Source organism: Streptosporangium sp. CA-115845 (assembly GCF_050943795.1).
Classification (GTDB): Bacteria; Actinomycetota; Actinomycetes; order Streptosporangiales; family Streptosporangiaceae; genus Streptosporangium.
Genome location: NZ_CP191988.1, coordinates 3,123,848 through 3,139,593 on the forward strand (window position 1 = coordinate 3,123,848; position 15,746 = coordinate 3,139,593).

13 protein-coding genes are annotated in these 15,746 nt (G+C 70.6%); 10 read left to right on the forward strand and 3 right to left on the reverse strand.

Annotation, left to right across the window (positions count from 1 at the left end; translation table 11 throughout):
* Positions 1–14 precede the first annotated feature (14 nt).
* The 5 genes from efp to ACQP0P_RS16405 all read left to right on the forward strand — a co-directional run bounded on the left by efp (position 15) and on the right by ACQP0P_RS16405 (position 3,854).
* Positions 15–575, forward strand: a complete 561-nt coding sequence (efp, locus tag ACQP0P_RS16385) for an elongation factor P (RefSeq protein WP_343979490.1) — start codon at positions 15–17, stop codon at positions 573–575.
* Complete coding sequence (gene nusB / locus ACQP0P_RS16390) at positions 575–985, forward strand: transcription antitermination factor NusB (protein ID WP_355550953.1); 411 nt, start codon at positions 575–577, stop codon at positions 983–985. Before efp ends, nusB begins: the two co-directional genes overlap by 1 nt.
* 285 nt (positions 986–1,270) lie before the next feature.
* Positions 1,271–2,029, forward strand: a complete 759-nt coding sequence (locus ACQP0P_RS16395; protein ID WP_433377194.1) for a class I SAM-dependent methyltransferase — start codon at positions 1,271–1,273, stop codon at positions 2,027–2,029.
* Between the two features lie 55 nt (positions 2,030–2,084).
* A complete protein-coding gene (gene dinB, locus ACQP0P_RS16400) occupies positions 2,085–3,305 on the forward strand; it encodes a DNA polymerase IV (protein WP_433381917.1) in 1,221 nt (406 codons plus the stop codon).
* Between the two features lie 147 nt (positions 3,306–3,452).
* Complete coding sequence (locus ACQP0P_RS16405) at positions 3,453–3,854, forward strand: DUF3040 domain-containing protein (protein ID WP_030909878.1); 402 nt, start codon at positions 3,453–3,455, stop codon at positions 3,852–3,854.
* Between the two features lie 109 nt (positions 3,855–3,963).
* On the opposite strand, the gene ACQP0P_RS16410 is transcribed toward ACQP0P_RS16405, so the two are convergent.
* From ACQP0P_RS16410 to ACQP0P_RS16420, 3 genes are read right to left on the reverse strand one after another with little or no spacing between them, the layout of a single operon-like run.
* On the reverse strand, positions 3,964–6,456 hold the full coding sequence (locus ACQP0P_RS16410) for a transglutaminase TgpA family protein (RefSeq protein ID WP_433377196.1): 2,493 nt from the start codon (positions 6,454–6,456) through the stop codon (positions 3,964–3,966).
* Entirely contained in the window at positions 6,453–7,709 is a 1,257-nt protein-coding gene (locus ACQP0P_RS16415; protein ID WP_433377199.1) for a DUF58 domain-containing protein, read from the reverse strand. The genes ACQP0P_RS16410 and ACQP0P_RS16415 overlap by 4 nt, the downstream gene beginning before the upstream one ends.
* Positions 7,706–8,683: an AAA family ATPase gene (locus ACQP0P_RS16420; protein ID WP_433377202.1), complete on the reverse strand. Its 978-nt coding sequence runs from the start codon at positions 8,681–8,683 to the stop codon at positions 7,706–7,708. Before ACQP0P_RS16420 ends, ACQP0P_RS16415 begins: the two co-directional genes overlap by 4 nt.
* Before the next feature lie 491 nt (positions 8,684–9,174).
* On the opposite strand from ACQP0P_RS16420, the gene mraZ reads away from it, so the two are divergent.
* From mraZ to ACQP0P_RS16445, 5 genes are all read left to right on the forward strand, one after another.
* Positions 9,175–9,606, forward strand: coding sequence for a division/cell wall cluster transcriptional repressor MraZ (gene mraZ / locus ACQP0P_RS16425; protein ID WP_350924513.1), 432 nt, complete (start codon positions 9,175–9,177; stop codon positions 9,604–9,606).
* Positions 9,607–9,832: 226 nt separating this feature from the next.
* Positions 9,833–10,825, forward strand: coding sequence for a 16S rRNA (cytosine(1402)-N(4))-methyltransferase RsmH (gene rsmH / locus ACQP0P_RS16430; protein ID WP_433377205.1), 993 nt, complete (start codon positions 9,833–9,835; stop codon positions 10,823–10,825).
* Positions 10,826–10,940: 115 nt separating this feature from the next.
* Complete coding sequence (locus tag ACQP0P_RS16435) at positions 10,941–11,336, forward strand: hypothetical protein (protein ID WP_433377208.1); 396 nt, start codon at positions 10,941–10,943, stop codon at positions 11,334–11,336.
* Between the two features lie 1,040 nt (positions 11,337–12,376).
* On the forward strand, positions 12,377–14,158 hold the full coding sequence (locus ACQP0P_RS16440) for a peptidoglycan D,D-transpeptidase FtsI family protein (RefSeq protein WP_433377210.1): 1,782 nt from the start codon (positions 12,377–12,379) through the stop codon (positions 14,156–14,158).
* Between the two features lie 40 nt (positions 14,159–14,198).
* The gene (locus ACQP0P_RS16445) at positions 14,199–15,743 is read left to right on the forward strand and encodes a UDP-N-acetylmuramoyl-L-alanyl-D-glutamate--2,6-diaminopimelate ligase (RefSeq protein WP_433377213.1); all 1,545 of its coding nucleotides are present in this window, start codon (positions 14,199–14,201) and stop codon (positions 15,741–15,743) included.
* Positions 15,744–15,746: the final 3 nt, after the last annotated feature.

Below are 15,746 nucleotides of genomic sequence, written 5' to 3' on the forward strand. Positions count from 1 at the left end.
GCAGGAGAGAACTAGTGGCGACGACGAACGACCTCAAGAACGGCCTGGTGCTCAAGCTCGACGGCGGTGAGCTCTGGGCTGTCGTGGAGTTCCAGCACGTCAAGCCCGGCAAGGGCGGCGCGTTCGTCCGCACCAAGCTCAAGAACGTGCTATCGGGCAAGGTCGTCGACAAGACCTTCAACGCGGGCGTCAAGGTCGAGGTGGCCAACGTCGACAAGCGCGAGATGCAGTTCTCGTACATGGACGGTGACGACTACGTCTTCATGGACACCGAGACCTACGACATGCTCCATGTCTCCAGGGTCGCGGTCGGCGACTCCGCCAACTACCTGCTGGAGAACATGCTGGCCACCGTGGCGATCAACGAGGGCAACGTCCTCTACGTCGACCTGCCCGCGGCCGTCGAGCTGATCGTCGCCGAGACCGAGCCCGGCCTCCAGGGCGACCGCTCCACCGGCGGCACCAAGCCCGCCAAGCTGGAGACCGGTGCCGAGATCAAGGTGCCGCTGTTCATCACCACCGGCGAGAAGGTCAAGGTCGACACCCGCACCGGCGATTATCTCGGCCGCGCCTGATGTCGGCACGGGGTAAGGCGCGCAGGCGCGCGCTGGACATCCTCTTCGAGGCGGAGGCACGGAGCGAGGACCCGCTCAGCGTTCTCGCCGAGCGCCTGGAGCGGGCCGAGCCGCCCGTGAACGAATACACCACGACGATCGTCGAAGGCGTGTGCAGGCACCGGACGCGCATCGACGAGCTGATCACCGCCTACGCCGACGGCTGGACGCTCGACCGCATGCCCGCGGTCGACCGCAACCTCCTGCGTGGCGGCACCTACGAGCTGCTGTGGATGCCCGACGTCCCCGAGGGCGTCGTCATCAGTGAGTGGGTCAGCCTGGCCTCCGAGCTGTCGACCGACGAGTCGCCGCAGTTCGTCAACGGCCTGATGGCCAGGTTCAAGCAGCTCAAGCCGTCGCTGACGCTCTAGCCGCGCCCCGCGGGGAGCCGATCTCCGTCTCCCCGCCTCGGCGCACATCCCCACGGCTCCTCATCCACTCGCACACCCCCGCGGCCTGGACGGGCACTCGTCAGGCACCTCCCCCGGACGCCCCCTTTTCCCGCGGATCCGACCGCCTTCCTCCGGGCACGCCGGCCAGGTCTGTCCGCACGGGGAAAAAGACTCGATCAATTACGAGTATGGATAGTCCTTGGGCCGCGCCGGGGGACGCGCGGCGTAGGCTGGGCTCGTCACGTATGAGGAGGCGATCTGAAGTTGCACGCCGTAGGCATCTCACGGCACGCAGGCACCCCGGCGGTCCGCACCGCGGTCGTATGGGACGTCCTGAGCGCCGTGCTGGCCGAACGGGTGGCCGCGACGGGCCGTGATCGGCTCGACATCGTCGACGCCGGGGGCGGCACGGGTGGTTTCGCCGTTCCCCTGGCCGACCTGGGCCACGCTGTGACGGTCGTCGATCCCAGTCCCGACTCGCTCGCCGCGCTGGAGCGCCGCGCGGCGGAGGCGGGGGTGAAGGTGCGCGCCCTGCAGGGTGACGCCGCGGACCTGGGGGAGCTGCTCCCGAGCGGTGGCACCGACCTGGTGCTCTGCCACAGCGTGCTGGAGTACGTGGAGGATCCGGTCGGCGCGGTGACGGCCATGGCCGGCCTGCTGCGCGAGGGCGGCGTGATCAGCGTGCTCGCCGCGAACCCGCTCGCCGCCGCGCTGCATCGGGCCTTCGCCGGACGCTTCGACGAGGCCCGCCAGGTCCTGGACGACCCCGAGGGCCGCTGGGGCGACCGCGACCCCACCCCCAGGCGCTTCACCCGTGAGGCACTGGAGCGGCTTCTCGCCGTGACCGGCCTCGCGCCCGGCGAGGTGCACGGTGTGCGAATCTTCACCGACCTGGTGCCCAGCAGGCTGCTCGACGGCGAACCCGGAGCCGCACGCGCCCTGCTCGACCTGGAGCAGGCGGCGGCGGCGCACCCGGTTCTCCGCGACATCGCGACCCAACTGCATGTGCTTGGCCACCGGTGAGCACCACATCGAACGCGTGTTCCCGTAGGATGGCGTCGTGTCGAGAAAGCAGCAGATGCCACGCCCGGAATCGGATCTGGGGACGGACGACACCGGCTGCCCGATCCTCCATGTCGACATGGACGCCTTCTACGCCGGTGTCGAGCTGCGCGAGCGCCCCGAGCTCAGCGGAACCCCCGTCATCATCGGCGCGCCCGGCGCGCGCGGAGTGGTGCTCAGCGCCACCTACGAGGCCCGGAGGTTCGGGGTGCACTCGGCCATGCCCATGACCCGGGCCCGACGGCTCTGCCCTCACGCGGTGATCATCCCGCCGAGCCGCAGCAAGTACGCGGAGGTCTCCCGGCGTGTCATGGAGATATTCCAAACCTTCACCCCCGAGGTCGAGCCGATAGCCTCCGATGAGGCGTTCCTGGACGTCGGCGGGGCACGCAAGCGCCTGGGTCCCCCGGCGGAGATCGCCAGGATGATCCGTGAACAGGTCGTGCGCGAGCAGGGCGTCACCTGCTCCGTGGGAGTCGCCAACAGTAAGTTCGTGGCAAAGCTCGCCTCGCGCCACTGCAAGCCGGACGGGCTGTTCGTGGTTCCCGCCGACAGGGTGGTCGACTTCCTGCACCCGCTCCCGGTGGCGGCGCTGTGGGGTGTCGGGGAGCGCACCGAGCGATCGCTGGCCCGGCTCGGTGTCAAGACGGTCGGCGATCTCGCCAGGGTCCCGGTGGACACGCTCCGGCGCGAGCTGGGGCAGGCGGCGGGCGAGCACCTCGCGGCGCTCGCCTGGGGGCGTGACGAGCGTCCCGTGACCCCGCACGTTCCCGACAAGAGCATCGGCGCGGAAGAGACATTCGCCACAGACGTCGCAGACCCCGTGGAGATCCGCAGGGAGCTTCTCCGGCTCTCCGAGCGGGTCGCGGCCAGACTCAGGCAGGGGGGCAGCGTCGGCCGCACGGTCAGCGTCAAGCTCCGCCGCGCCGACTTCACCACCCTGTCCCGCTCCCGGAGCCTGCGTGAGCCCACAGACGTAGCCAAGATCCTGTACGACGTCGCCTGCGCCCTCTACACCGCCTCCGGTCTGGAGAACGTCCAGCTGAGGCTGGTCGGAGTACGGGTGGAGAACCTCAGCCCGGCCGACGGGGCGAGCAGGCAGCTCGGCCTCGGAGAGCGTGAGACGGGCTGGCGGGAAGCCGAGCAGGCGATGGACAGGGCCGCCCGCAGATTCGGTCACAACGCGGTGCTCCCGGCCTCCCTTGTTCGCCCGCCGTTTGATGGAATAGATCCATGACGCGGCCTCCGGTTTGGACTACGTTGGACGTTTTCTTTCGTCTACGTCTACAGCCTCGTATTCTGGGGATAACCGACCGCGAGGTTCGGACACCCCGTGTCGTCCGTCACCGTCTTCCCCGTCCTGGGGCTGTCCTTGGGAGGCGCCGTGCCGCTCTCTGAGCACGAGCAGCGCTTGCTCGACCAGATCGAGCAGGCACTCTACGCCGAGGACCCGAAGTGGGCCAATACCGTCAGGATCAGTGATCCCCGCAGCCACTACAGGCGCCGCCTGGTGAAGGCCTCCATCGGCTTCATCCTGGGTGTCGTCCTGCTGATGGTCGGCGTTGTGATCATCAACATCCCGCTCGGCGTCGGCGGTTTCGTGGTCATGCTCGCCGCGTGTCTGTGGGGTCTGTCCAGCTGGAAGCGGATGAACGGGTTCGGTGAGGCCGGCGCGGCCGTACCGTCCGATCAGCCGCGAGGCAAGGGGGGACGCCGCAGTGGCTCTCGCCAGAGCTTCATGGAACGCATGGAGGAGCGCTGGCGCCGTCGTAACGACGAGCACTAGCCGCCGGGCTCGCCGCCGTTCGCGGCGGCGGATCTCCTCCCCGACCCCCTGACGACGAGGGCCGCTCCCGATTGGAAGCGGCCCCTGCCATCCGGTGAACCCGCCCTGCTCAGGCGCCCTTCCTGGCCGGCCTGCGGAGCCGGATGTTCTCCAGCCGGTCGAAGCCGTCCAGCACCCGCCCGCCGAGCCCCCGCATCCGCAGGAGCGTGGAGGGCGGCAGCAGCACAGCCCTGATCCGCCTGCCACGGGTCACGGTGGCGGCCAGCGCCCGCCGCACACTCCGCAGGTCCGCACGGAGCGTGCCGGTCTCACCCGGGGTCCTGGCGTAGAGCATCCGCTCCACCGCCGAGGTGATCCTCCCCAGCGCGGTGGCGACCTCCGGTTCGAACCCGTACTGCTCCGTCAGCCGCCTGGCCAGCGCGCGCGGGCTCTCACTCGCCTGCCGTGACATCCCGTAGTCGTACAGAGCGTCGTCGAGTTCGGCCCAGGACGCCCGCACCGCCGACTCCCGCCGGACGCCCCTGACCGCCGTGGCGTCGGACGGATCCTCGTCGAGTTCGGCCCAGGACGCCCGCACCGCCGACTCCCGCCGGACGCCCCTGACCGCCGTGACGTCGGACGGATCCTCGTCGTCGGGATCCTTGAACCGCCGGGAGTAGTATCTGCTGCGGCGGGCCCGCAGCTGCCAGCGGATCATCGCCGGAATCAGCGCGACCAGCAGCGCGATCACGACTCCGATGCCGATTCGCGCGGCCGGCGGCATGCCCTCGTCCAGTGCGATCGGCAGGCCGCCGGAGTCGAGGCCGAGCGTCCGGTCACGACGGCCGGCCGCCGCCCCGCCGGTGGGGTCGGAGTCGCCGGGGTCCGCCGACGGGGCCGTGATCGGCTCGTCGGGGGTGGCCGACGTCGCCTCGGGCCGGGTGTAGGAGGGCACCGTCGCGCTGCCCTGGCCCGCCCCGCCCGTCGGCGTGGGTTCGAAACGGAGCCACCCGGTCCCCTCGAAGTACAGCTCGGGCCAGGCGTGCGAGTCATGGGTGCGCACCTGCCACTGCCCGGACAGGTTGCCGCCGCCGGTGTAGCCGATGGCGACCCGGGAGGGGATGCCCAGGACGCGCGCCAGCACCGCCATGGAGGCGGCGAACTGCTCGCAGTAGCCGGTCCTGTTGCGGATCAGGAAATCCGTCAGCGCCGGGCCGTCGTGCCCCTGAGTGGACAGGTCGTAGGTGAACCCGCCCTTTTTCGTGAAGAACTCCTGCAGCTGGATCGCCTGCTCGTACTGGCTGGATTCGCGCTTGGTCACCCGGGTGGCCAGTTCCCTGATCTCCCCGGGAAGGCTCTCCGGCAGTCCCAGGTACCGTTCCTTGATCGCCGGGGCCGCCGGACCCGCCGCCCTGAGCTTCTCCGCCGTGGGCTCGGGCTCGGCGGTGACCACCTGGTAGGTCAGGCCCTCGGCGGTGTTCCTGGTGGAGAAGACCATGAGCGTGTCGCGGTCGGGCCGCCAGTCGCCCTCCACCGTGACCCTGGACGCGGGGTAGGGCAGTGGCAGGAAACTCAGCCTCCTGACCTGCTCGCTCACCGTGATGTCGAGGGTCGCCGGCGTGACGGGCACGTCCGCGTCCTGGCCGGGGGGCACCGGCATCGGTGAGTCGGAGGTCCGGTCCTCGGGGCGGCCTCTGGGCTCCGACATCGTCCACTGCTCGCCGTCGAAGACGTCGAGGGAGTACATCCGCAGGTAGCGTGCCGAGCCGTCGCTGACCGTGTAGGTCAGCACCGTGGAGTTCTCCGGCAGCGACAGCTGGCCGCGCAGGTTGACGATGGGGTTCGGGATGCTGATCGAGTTGCCGCCACCCTTGCCGTTGCCCACCCCGAACGAGAACAGCGGGTTGGGCTCCAGCGGAGGGAGCAGCAAGGGCAGCAGGACGGCCAGCACGATCGCGGTGAAACCGATGCGCCTGCCGGACAGCCGTAGCGTCCCGGCATCGGAGGAGGGGCGCGTGACGGTGAAGGAGGACGTCCGGCGCACCAGCACCGCCCGGCCCCAGTGGCTGACCCGCTCCCGCCCGTCGGCGACGAGCACGCCGAGATAGCCCAGGGCGCCGATGATGAACGCCGGCCAGCTGATCGGCTCGGCGACCACCGCCGCCGGGACGGTGAACAGCGCCAGCAGCGGCAGCCCGGTGAGGGCCGCCCTGCGCAGCCGCGCGGCCAGCAGGTCGACGGTGACCGCGATCAGGCCGACGCCGCCGCAGGTGAGCAGGACGATTCCGGCGCTGTCCGGCACGGGGGCGGCGAACCGCTGGATGTCGGCGAAGCCCGTCGCCAGCAGCTCGGCCAGTACCAGGATCGACTCCTTGGTGGGCACCACCCTCGCCCACGCCTCGTCGCCGGCGAAGACCGCGGTCAGGTAGATCCAGACCGCGAGCACCTGGGCGGGCGGCACCAGCCAGCCGGGCAGCCTGTAGTGGCCGGCCAGCACGCCGATCCCGGTCACGACCAGGATCGCGCCGAGGCTGGTCCAGAACCAGGCGCCGCCCTGGAAGAGGGGATAGAGCGCGATCGCGACCGCTCCCGTGGCCACGCCCGACGCGATGGGAAGTCTCATGCGTTGCCCCTGCTCGCCAAGGATCGCCCGCGCCGCGCGGCGTCCTGCCACACGCTCGCGATGGAGACGCCGGCGGCCAGTCGCACGACGCGCCAGCCCGTCCCCGTCAACACCGCCCGCGCCGCCTGGAAGTCCTCGTCCTCGCCGAGTTCGGGATGCTCCCATCCCGCCACGTCCAGCATCACGGCCACGCCGGTCATGTTGCCGTGCCTGACCCTGGCCAGCTCCTGGGCCTGGTCGAGGTCCATCTTGCCGAGCACGGCCACGATCAGCCCGTCGCCGCCGCCCTGACGCAGCGCGCCGACGCCGTACTCCAGCGACCGTGCCGGGCTGGCCCTTACCACGGCCAGGGTGTCCAGCAGCGACAGGCTCAGTCCGCCGTCGGTGAGGTGCTCGGCCCCCTGGTCGGTGACCAGGCGCAGGCCGAGACCCTCATGGGCCAGGTGCACGCCGATGGAGGCGGCGGCCGCGACCGCGGTCTCGAACGACGAGCGCGGGCCCTCACCTCGGTGGGCGTACCGCCGAGTGTCCAGCAGCAGCGCACCTCTGCTCTGCCACTGCTGCTCCTCGCGCCGGACCATCAGCTCGCCGTGCCTGGCGGTCGAGCGCCAGTGCACCCGCCGCAGGTCGTCGCCCTGCCGGTACTCGCGCGGGGCGACGTCGTCGTCCCCCGACGCCGCGACGCTTCTGGTACGGCTGTCACCGCCGCCCGTCCACTCGCCGGCCAGACGGACGTGGGGCAGCGCCACCACCTGGGGCGTCACCATCAGCGTGTCGCTGATGGTGAACGACCTGGTCAGCTCGACCAGGCCGAAGGGATCGCTGATCCGGATGGAGAGCGGGCCGATGGTGAAGCGGCCGCGCAGGTCGGAGCGGACCCGGTAGTCGATCTCCCGGACACCCTGCGGCTCCACCCGGTCCAGCACGAACCTGGGCCGGGCGCCGAGGGCGTAGGGAACGGTGTCCTCGACCATCAGCAGACCGGTCGGCAGCCGGGTGACGTTCTCCAGCCGCAGCGTCACGGTGGCCTCGCTGCCCACCTCGGTCCTGGGCGGATCCAGACGCCGCGCGCAGCTCAGCCGGTAGCGGGTGCGGGCGACCACCATGGCCGCCAGCAGCGGCAGCGAGACGATCAGCACGCCGATCCTGAGCAGGTCGTGCTCGCCGAGGAGGAAGGCGCACAGCAGCGCCGCGACGCCGGACGCGATGAAGGACCGGCCGCGGGCGGTGAGCGCCTTGAGGCCGGAGGTCACCGGGCCTGGGCCTCGGGAACGGGAACCCGGCGGACCAGGTCGGCGATCACCTGCTCGGGCGGGCGGCGCTGTCCCTGAGCCTCGATGCTGGGCAGCAGCCGGTGCGCCAGCACGGGGATGGACAGCTCCTGCAGGTCGTCGGGGATGACGTAGTCGCGGCCGGCGAGCGCCGCGTGCGCCCGCGCGGCCCTGACCAGTTGCAGGGTCGAGCGAGGAGAGGCGCCCAGCCTCAGGTCGGGGGACTGGCGGGTGGCGGTCACCAGGTCGATCGCGTACTTCTTGATCGGCTGGGAGACGTAGACCCCGCGCACCGCCTCGATCAGCGCCCGCACCTCCTCGGTGGTGGCCACCGGCTCCAGCTTGTCCAGCGGGGAGGCCGCGCCGTGCACGTCGAGCATCTCCAGCTCCGCGGCGGGGGCCGGGTAGCCCATCGCGATCCTGGCGGTGAACCGGTCGCGCTGAGCCTCGGGCAGGGGGTAGGTGCCCTCCATCTCGATCGGGTTCTGTGTCGCGATCACCATGAAGGGGGAGTCCAGCCGGTAGGTCGCCCCGTCGACCGTGACCTGCTGCTCCTCCATGCACTCCAGCAGCGCCGACTGGGTCTTCGGTGAGGCACGGTTGATCTCGTCACCCACCACGATGTTGGCGAAGACCGGGCCCGGCTTGAACTCGAACTCCCTGGTCTGCTGGTTGTAGGCGCTCACCCCGGTGATGTCGCTCGGCAACAGGTCGGGGGTGAACTGCACGCGGCGCACCGGGCAGTCGATGGAGCGCGCCAAGGCCTTGGCGAGCATGGTCTTGCCGACTCCGGGCACGTCCTCGATGAGCAGGTGGCCCTCGGCGAGTAGTACGGTCAAGGTCAGGCGGATGACGTCACTTTTGCCTTCGATCACCGATTCGATCGACTGGCGGATCCGGTGCGCGGTGACAACAAGATCATCAAGCTGAGGTGAGACGTCATGAGTTACTGCCACCAGGCCTCCATGAGGATGCGGCGGTTGTGCGCCGGGGGTTGCCGTTGCGGAATCTTTGCGATCCCGTTACTCATTCTGTTTACGACCCTACGGCGCCGCGCGTTTCAGCGGCGACCTTACGTGGTCATCAAGGATGATTTCGGGTGATCAGCCACAGTGTGCGCCATGATCGTCGCGTTCCTGTGCGAGTGACGTGTCGATCCTGTGACGGGCATGGTGCTGTTTCACCTTCCATCATTCTTCACCGCCTTACAGTCCATTTCATGATCTTTGGACTATTCGGTAATCTTCCCGACACGCCCGTGACGTATGCCGGGCCGCTTACCCCCTCCACTCCGCACCACCCCATTTGAACTGGGGAAATGTCGACGAAACCTGCCGCGAAGAGGCGCGGAATCAGTTGACGGTGGAGAGAAGTGGAGTATGGTGGTGCGCAGTGGAGGGCAAGGCCGCGACGCCTGGTTCGCCGCTGGGCACGGGAGGTGGAGCCGATGTTCCTCGGCACTCACCACCCGCGTCTCGATGAGAAGGGACGGCTGTTCCTGCCGGCGAAGTACCGTGAGGAGCTGGCGGAGGGTCTGGTGATCACCAAAGGCCAGGAGCGTTGCCTCTACGTCTTTCCCGTAGAGGAGTTCCAGCGCATAACCGAGGCTCTGCGCAACGCGCCGGTGACCGCCAAGGCGGTCCGTGACTACAGTCGTGTCCTCTTCGCCAGCGCATCCGACGAGGTCGCCGACAAGCAGGGACGGATCACCGTTCCGCAGGCTCTGCGCGAATACGCCAGCCTGCGCCGTGACTGCGTGGTCATCGGAGCCAACACCCGGCTGGAGATCTGGGACGCGCACGCCTGGAGCGCCTATCTGGCCGACCAAGAGCAGGCTTTCGCCGATCTGTCGGAGGAGGTGCTGCCAGGGATTTTGTGACTCCACGGTCGACTCATCGGTAAAACGTCGTTCGGCGAGGTCTCCACCCGCAACCACCTGCCCGTCAGCTGATGCACCTTCCCCGGTGTCAGGTGACGGACGGATACGCGGGTGCGGATGGGGACCTGGCCGGACGGCCCCGGGGGTGGGGGCCAGTTTCAAGACACCGGTGAGCGTCCGCCGCGCGTCCGTGGGACGGGGCGGGAAATAAGGAGGGCTGCGCCTCATGCGCGCCGAAAACCACAGCCATGATCTTCAGGCGCCGGGGGGGCACGTCCCCGTCATGCTCGACCGGGTGCTGGAGTTGCTCGCTCCGGCGCTGGCCCGCCCCGCTCCGGTGCTCGTCGACGCCAACCTCGGACTCGGCGGCCATGCCGAGGCGCTGCTCGCCGCGCACCCCTCGCTCCATCTGATCGGGATCGACCGCGACCCCACCGCCATCGAGCGCTCCACGGCCAGGCTCGCGCCGTACGCGAACCGGATCACGCTGGTGCGCGCGGTCTCCGACGAGCTCTCCGAGGTGCTGGCCGGCGCCGGCCACCCCAGGGTCGACGCAGCCCTGTTCGACCTGGGCGTCTCCTCCCCGCAACTGGACGAGGCCGAGCGCGGTTTCGCCTACTCCTACGACGCGCCGCTGGACATGCGGATGGACCGTGACGAGGAGCTCACGGCCGAGATCGTGGTCAACACCTATCCGGTCGCCGAGCTGATCCGGATCCTGCGGGATTACGGAGAAGAACGATTCGCCCCGCGTGTCGCGCATCTAATTCTCAAGGAAAGGGCCAGGGAGGCCATAACGTCTACCAAGCGGCTTGCGGAGATCGTCCGGACGGCGATCCCCGCCGCTACGCGCAGGACCGGGGGCAACCCCGCTAAAAGGACTTTTCAGGCGTTGCGGATCGAGGTGAACGCGGAGTTGACGGCGCTGGAACGCGCGCTCCCAGCCGCGCTCGACGCATTGACGCTGGGCGGGCGCGTCGTCGTGCTCGCGTACCACTCCCTCGAGGACCGGCTGACAAAGCAGGTCATCACCGCGCGGACCAGGGACACCGGCCCTGTTGGCCTCCCTGTCCCGCTGCCGGCTCACCAGCCGCGGTTCGCGCTCCTGACGAGGGGAGCCGAGCTTCCGAGCGAAGAGGAGGTGGCCCGCAACCCGCGGGCGGCCTCTGCCCGGTGTCGGGCGGCAGAGAGGATCCGTGAGGCAGTTGACGAGGAGTGAGACAGACGTCCGACGTGCCGCGCCCAGCCGTGCCGTGCCCGGTCGCGGCGCGCGTCCCGTGCGTGTCCCCCGCGCTGTGCCGCAGGGGCGCCGCGGCGGTCCTCCGGCCAGGCCCGTGCCCGTCTCCGGTCCGGCAGCCCCGGCCCAGGCGGCTCCCGCGGCCCGTCGCGCGCGGGCGCCGAGGGCTCCCTTCCTGCTGCTCGTGGTCGGCCTGCTCTGCGGCGGCCTGGTCAGTCTGCTGCTGCTGAACGCCGTGCTCGCCAAGGACTCCTTCAGGGCCAACGGACTGCGCAATGAGATCAGCGGGCTGCGCATCGCGAAGGAGAGCAAGGAGAGCACCATCATGGGGCTGGAGATGCCCGCCGCGGTCGCGAAGAACAACGAGTACCAGGGGCAGCAGCCCGACTGGGGCACCGCACGCGTCATCACCCCCGACAAACCCGCCAGCAGGGCCGCCAGTGACGGCCAGACGCCCGCAGGGCAGGAGCGAGCGCCGGGCACGGGCCGGTGAGGGAGAACGGCGGGCGGGGACCGGGACAAGGGCGCGGCGGCTCCTCGGGCGGATCGGCCGGAGGCTCCGGCCGCCGGTCTCCCGGTGGCCCCGGCCGGACGGGCAGACCCGGCGGAGCCTCGGACGTCCCCGGCAAGCCCGGTTCCGACGGCACCGGGCCTTCCGGTGCTCCCGGTGTTCCCGACAGCCCCGGCGGGCCCGCCTCCCCGGGCAGGCCCCCGGCGCCCGGCAGGTCCGGTTCGTCGAGATCGTCTGGGTCCTCTGGTGCCGGCCGTGCGGGTTCCGCCGACCGGGCGCAGGGCGTCGACGGGCCGGGCAGGTCCGGTTCCTCGGGCAGGTCGTCCGGTTCCGGTCGCGCGGGCTCTTCGGGCAGGCCGTCCACCACGGGCTCCGGCCGGGCGGGTTCTCCGGCCAGGGGGCAGGGGGACGAGAAGGCGTCCGGTGCGGCCAGGGGGAGATCCTCCGCCGAAGGACCAGGTAAGGGCCAGGGGGCAGGGCGGACCGGCAGGTCGGGCTCCGCCGCGAGGCCGTCCGCTTCGGGCGGCTCCGGCCGGGCGTCCACCTCCGGCGGTCCCGGCAGGACGGGCTCGCCCGGCAGGCCGGCGGCCTCGGAGGGCACCGGCAGACCTGGCAGATCCGATAAATCCGATAAATCCGATAGGCCCGCCAGGTCCGGCTCTCCGGTGAGGCCGTCGGCCGCGGGTACGTCCGGTAGATCCGGCTCTCCGGGGCGGCAGGGTTCCACCGGCAGGCAGGGGTCCGGCGCGAGGCCGCCCGCCCCCGACGTACCCGGCCGGGCGGGCGCGCGTCCGGGCAGGGGCGCCTCCGGGGCGCCGGACGTCCCCTCCGCACTCCGGGCGACGAGTGGCTCCGGCGGGCCCGGCGGCCCCTCGGCGCCGCGCAGGCCCACCGGTTCCGAGACCACGCGTGGACCGGTGCGGTCCGCACGACCCCAGGAGTCACCGGGCCCGCCGGGCCGGGCGAGGCCCACGCCGAGGCGCGGGGACGAGCGGCCGCAGGAGCAGGAGTACACGCGCACGATGGGACGCGGCGGCGGCAGGCCACCGCGGCCTCCGGCGCGCCCGTCCGCGGTGCTGCGGCTGGGCAACCCCCGCAGGCGTATCGGTATCGGCCTGATGGCGATGACCTTCGTGCTGTCCATCTTCGCGGGGCGGCTCATCCAGCTTCAGGGCCTCGACTCGAAGGTCTACACCGCCGAGGCGGCCAAGCAGCGCGTACAGGGTGAGAAGCTGCCCGCGAGAAGGGGCTCGATCACCGACGTCAACGGGCACGAGCTCGCGCTGACCCTGGAGGCGCGCGAGATCTTCGTGGACCCCTCGCAGGTCGTCGCCGCGCAGCGCGACCGGGTGGCCACGGTCCTGGCCAAGGAGTTGAACGAGGCCAAGGATCCGATCGCCGCCAAGCTGGCCGACGGCACCAGCCACTACGAGCAGATCGCCGCTGCCGTCGACCCCGCGCTCGCCCAGCGGATCATGGCGTACGAGTTCAAGGGCGTCGGCAGCAAGCACCGCTACCGGCGTGACTACCCGGGCGGTGACCTGGCGGGCAGCCTGCTGGGTTTCGTCGGCACCGACGGCACGGGACTGGCCGGGCTGGAGAGCACCTACGACAAGCTGCTCGCGGGCCGGGACGGCGAGCAGATCATCGAGACGGGCGCCAGGGGGCAGCGCATCCCGATGACCCGCAGCACCCTGCGGGCGCCCGTCGAGGGCAGGGACGTACGGCTGACCATCGACCGCGACGTCCAGTGGGCCGCGCAGAAGGCGATCAGCGAGCAGGTCAAGGCCACCGGGTCGCGCACCGGCAGCGCCATCGTGATGGACGTGCAGACCGGTCAGTTGATCGCCATGGCGAACGCGCCGGAGCTCGACCTGAGGAACTGGAAGGACTCCCCGGTGGAGGACCGGGGCAACCGGTCGGTCACGGAGGTGTTCGAACCGGGCAGCACCAACAAGGTCATCACCGCCGCGGCGGCGCTGGAGTCGGGGGCCGTGCGGCCGGACACCCTGTTCACCGTCCCCGACCAGATCAGGTGTGCCGACCGGGTGCTGAAGGACTCCCACCCGCACGCCACCGAGCGCCTGACCTTCTCGGGCGTCGTGGCGACCTCCAGCAACGTGGGCACGATCCTGGCCACCCAGAAGATCGGCGACGAGAGGCTCCACTCGATGCTCCAGCGCTTCGGTTTCGGCGCGAAACCCGGCACCGGGCTGCCGGGGGAGGAGGCGGGGCTGCTGCCCGACTGGAAGGACTGGTCGGGCAGCCAGCGCTGCACGATCGCCTACGGCCAGGGCATCTCGGTGACCGCGATCCAGACGGCGAGCGTCTACCAGACCATCGCCAACGGCGGGGTGCGCGTCACCCCGCAGATCGTGGCCGGTACGACCGGCGAGAACGGCGCGTTCACGCCGTCCGCGCCGGGTGAGCGGACCCGGGTGGTCAGTGACCGTACGGCGCGGGAGATCGCCGCCATGCTGGAGGCCGCCGTGAGCGAGGAGGGCACCGGCAACCTCGCCGCGATCGACGGCTACCGGGTGGCGGGCAAGACGGGCACCGCGATGCGCTATGACACCAGATGTCAGGGCTACTGCGGATACACCGCGACGTTCGTTGGTTTTGCTCCCGTGGACAAGCCCCGCCTGGTCGTCCTGGCGGTGCTCCAGGACCCCCAGCAGGGCCACTACGGTGGGGAGATCGCCGCCCCGGTCTTCAAGCAGCTGATGACGTTCGCGTTGAAGAGCGGGAAGATTCCCCCGACCGGAACCCGGCCCTCCCCGGTGCGGATACGCGCAGGGAGGTGACGAGTGAAGGTACGCTCTCGCCGTGCATCCCCCGTCGTCCATGCGACCCTCAACCAGTTCACCCCGTCCGCTCTCCGGGCTGGCGAGCCTCATCGGCGCGCCCTCGGGCACGTCACGAGCGCCGCTGGCCGCGGTGTCCGGGATCACCATCGACTCGCGCCAGGTGTGTCGTGGAGATCTCTACGTCGCGCTGCCGGGGGCCACGGCCCACGGGGCCGACTTCTCCGCGCAGGCCCTCGCCTCGGGTGCCGCCGCGATCCTGACCGACGAGGCGGGCAGGCAGGCCGCGGTCGCGACCGGCCTGCCGGTCCTCGTCGTGCCCAACCCGCGCCGCCTGCTGGGACAGGTCTCCGCCTGGGTGTACGGCAATCCCGCGGCGGACGTGATGGTCATCGGCGTCACCGGCACCAGTGGCAAGTCCACCACCACCTTCCTGCTGGAGGCCGGACTACGGGCCGCAGGACACCGGCCGGGGCTGATCGGGGGCGTGGAGATCCACGTCGGTGAGCTGCGTTTCGCGCCGAAGCTCACCACGCCGGAGGCCAGCGACCTGCAGGGCCTGTTCGCCCTGATGCGCGAGCAGGGCGTCACCGCCGCGGCCATGGAGGTCTCCAGCCACGCGCTGGCGCTGGGCCGGGTCGACGAGGTGTCCTACGACGTGGCGCTGTTCACCAACCTGTCGCAGGACCACCTCGACTTCCACCGGGATCTCGACGACTACTTCGCGACGAAGGCCCGGTTGTTCACCCCCGAGATGAGCAGGGTGGGCGTCGTCAACATCGACGACGCCCACGGGCGGGAACTCCTCGGCATCGCGAAGATCCCGATGACCACCTTCTCCGCCGAGGGCGCCGTGGAGGCCGACTGGCGGGCCGTGGACGTGCGGCTGGGACCCGAGGGCAGCAGCTTCAAGATCGTGGGCCCCGGCGGCGTCGAGGAGGCCGCGACGATCGCCCTGCCCGGCCCCTTCAACGTGGCCAACGCCCTGGGCGCCGTCGTCGCACTGGTGGAGGCCGGTGTGCCGCTGCGAACCGCGGTGGCGGGCATAGGTACGCTGGCAGGAGTTCCGGGCCGGATGGAGCGGGTTCCCGGCGGGGAGGACTTCCAGGCCATCGTCGACTACTCGCACAAGCCCGGCGCGGTCGAGTCGGTCCTGTGCTCGCTGCGCGAGGTCACCGCGGGCAGGCTCATCGTGGTCCTTGGCTGCGGGGGCGACCGTGACCGTGGTAAACGCCCAATGATGGGAGAAGCCGCCGCAAGGCTGGCAGATGTGGCTATTCTCACCAGCGACAACCCCCGCTCTGAGGATCCCCTGCGGATCCTCGCGGAGATGATGGACGGAGTTCTCGGTGTGTCCCAGGACGGACGCGCACATGTGATCATTGAGCCTGATCGTGCCGCGGCCATCGACCTGGCCATCGGCCGGGCGGGTTTCGGTGACGTCGTCGTCGTGGCCGGCAAGGGTCACGAGCAGGGCCAGTACATCGGCGACCAGGTGCTTCCTTTCGATGACAGGCAGGTCGTGGCCGACGCGATCGTCAGGCGCCGGAACCGCACCGGGCGCCGAAGCACGTATGGAGAGTAGGGA

What these genes read in the sequence shown, in the direction of transcription:
- nusB (WP_355550953.1), top strand. Translation starts at nt 575, where the DNA reads ATGTCGGCACGGGGTAAGGCGCGCAGGCGCGCGCTGGACATCCTCTTC.
- dinB (WP_433381917.1), top strand. Translation starts at nt 2,085, where the DNA reads ATGCCACGCCCGGAATCGGATCTGGGGACGGACGACACCGGCTGCCCG.
- ACQP0P_RS16410 (WP_433377196.1), bottom strand. Translation starts at nt 6,456, where the DNA reads ATGAGACTTCCCATCGCGTCGGGCGTGGCCACGGGAGCGGTCGCGATC.
- mraZ (WP_350924513.1), top strand. Translation starts at nt 9,175, where the DNA reads ATGTTCCTCGGCACTCACCACCCGCGTCTCGATGAGAAGGGACGGCTG.
- rsmH (WP_433377205.1), top strand. Translation starts at nt 9,833, where the DNA reads ATGCGCGCCGAAAACCACAGCCATGATCTTCAGGCGCCGGGGGGGCAC.
- ACQP0P_RS16440 (WP_433377210.1), top strand. Translation starts at nt 12,377, where the DNA reads ATGGGACGCGGCGGCGGCAGGCCACCGCGGCCTCCGGCGCGCCCGTCC.
- ACQP0P_RS16445 (WP_433377213.1), top strand. Translation starts at nt 14,199, where the DNA reads ATGCGACCCTCAACCAGTTCACCCCGTCCGCTCTCCGGGCTGGCGAGC.